General features: G+C 48.6%; 1 protein-coding gene, 1 tRNA gene and 1 rRNA gene. All 3 read right to left on the bottom strand.

Going from position 1 to position 2,174, the window contains the following annotated elements; translation table 11 throughout:
• Positions 1-53 precede the first annotated feature (53 nt).
• Positions 54-130, bottom strand: a tRNA-Ile gene (locus IE130_RS14095).
• Positions 131-222: 92 nt separating this feature from the next.
• Positions 223-1,761: ribosomal RNA gene (locus IE130_RS14090) — 16S ribosomal RNA — on the bottom strand.
• A 216-nt stretch (positions 1,762-1,977) separates the two neighbouring features.
• The coding region (locus IE130_RS14285) for a hypothetical protein (protein ID WP_227676229.1) at positions 1,978-2,174 on the bottom strand (197 nt) is incomplete at its 5' end.

Here is a 2,174-nt window from a genome sequence, read left to right as displayed (position 1 = left end):
TCCTGCGTGCAAGGCAGGCGCTCTACCAACTGAGCTATGGCCCCGTAAATAAATGGTAGGCCTGGGCAGACTTGAACTGCCGACCCCCGCGTTATCAACACGGTGCTCTAACCAGCTGAGCTACAGGCCTGTGTCTGCCTGTAAAGGCAAAGCGCTAATAATAAATACTAGCTAAACTAAAGAACAACTTGTTGTGAATTCTTGCTGACCGAATGCCATCTATAAGGAGGTGATCCAGCCGCAGGTTCCCCTACGGCTACCTTGTTACGACTTCACCCCAGTCATCAACCACACCGTGGTGAACGCCTCCCCGAAGGTTAAGCTATCCACTTCTGGTGCAATCAACTCCCATGGTGTGACGGGCGGTGTGTACAAGGCCCGGGAACGTATTCACCGCGGCATTCTGATCCGCGATTACTAGCGATTCCTACTTCATGGAGTCGAGTTGCAGACTCCAATCTGGACTACGATAGGCTTTTTGAGATTCGCATCACATCGCTGTGTAGCTGCCCTCTGTACCTACCATTGTAGCACGTGTGTAGCCCTGGTCGTAAGGGCCATGATGACTTGACGTCGTCCCCGCCTTCCTCCAGTTTGTCACTGGCAGTATCCTTAGAGTTCCCGGCTTAACCCGCTGGTAACTAAGGACAAGGGTTGCGCTCGTTGCGGGACTTAACCCAACATCTCACGACACGAGCTGACGACAGCCATGCAGCACCTGTATTCTAATTCCCGAAGGCACTCCCGCATCTCTGCAGGATTCTAGATATGTCAAGACCAGGTAAGGTTCTTCGCGTTGCATCGAATTAAACCACATGCTCCACCGCTTGTGCGGGCCCCCGTCAATTCATTTGAGTTTTAACCTTGCGGCCGTACTCCCCAGGCGGTCTACTTATTGCGTTAGCTGCGTCACTAAGTCCTCAAGGGACCCAACGACTAGTAGACATCGTTTACGGCGTGGACTACCAGGGTATCTAATCCTGTTTGCTACCCACGCTTTCGAGCCTCAGTGTCAGTATTATGCCAGAAGGCTGCCTTCGCCATCGGTATTCCTCCAGATCTCTACGCATTTCACCGCTACACCTGGAATTCTACCTTCCTCTCACATACTCTAGCTCAACAGTATCAGATGCAGTTCCCAGGTTGAGCCCGGGGATTTCACATCTGACTTATCGAGCCACCTACGCTCCCTTTACGCCCAGTAATTCCGATTAACGCTTGCACCCTCTGTATTACCGCGGCTGCTGGCACAGAGTTAGCCGGTGCTTATTCTGCAGCTAATGTCATCGTCCGTGGGTATTAACCACGGAGTCTTCTTCACTGCTTAAAGTGCTTTACAACCAAAAGGCCTTCTTCACACACGCGGCATGGCTGGATCAGGGTTTCCCCCATTGTCCAATATTCCCCACTGCTGCCTCCCGTAGGAGTCCGGGCCGTGTCTCAGTCCCGGTGTGGCTGATCATCCTCTCAGACCAGCTACAGATCGTCGCCATGGTAGGCCTTTACCCCACCATCTAGCTAATCCGACTTAGGCTCATCTAATAGCGAGAGCAGTAAACTGCCCCCTTTCTCCCGTAGGTCGTATGCGGTATTAATACGAGTTTCCCCGTGCTATCCCCCACTACTAGGTAGATTCCTAAGTATTACTCACCCGTCCGCCGCTCGACGCCTGATAGCAAGCTATCATCGTTTCCGCTCGACTTGCATGTGTTAAGCCTGCCGCCAGCGTTCAATCTGAGCCATGATCAAACTCTTCAGTTTAATCTTGCTATGAAGTCCTTTAAAGAGACTTCTAAACTTGGCTCATCTAATCTGGCAAAATCGCTAAAAATTATGTTCGTAATGAATTAACTTTGAGTTTTTCTGCTGTCTTAAATGATAATTTTTATAGTTAGAATGAACTCCGAAAAGGAGCTAAAACCAACTTTATTTTTTAGCATTCTGAATCAGCAAAAATCCACACAAGTTGTTCTTTAGTTATGCTTTTAAATAGTGCTCAATCACTGTCGTCCAGTAACTGATATATTGGGTATCTCTCTTGCTATTTAGTCTCAAACCCTTGCGGGTTAAGCTATCTAGCGAGCCGACTATCTTATCATAATGATTGGGATTGTCAAGCTTTTTTATAATTTGTTTCATCAGGTTAACTGGGTTATTAATGTGTAATCTACACA

It is taken from the genome of Psychrobacter glaciei, from assembly GCF_014652895.1.
GTDB classification, from domain to species: Bacteria; Pseudomonadota; Gammaproteobacteria; order Pseudomonadales; family Moraxellaceae; genus Psychrobacter; species Psychrobacter glaciei.
Note: the sequence above shows the minus strand (reverse complement) of the source record. Positions and strands in the feature narration are given on the sequence as shown.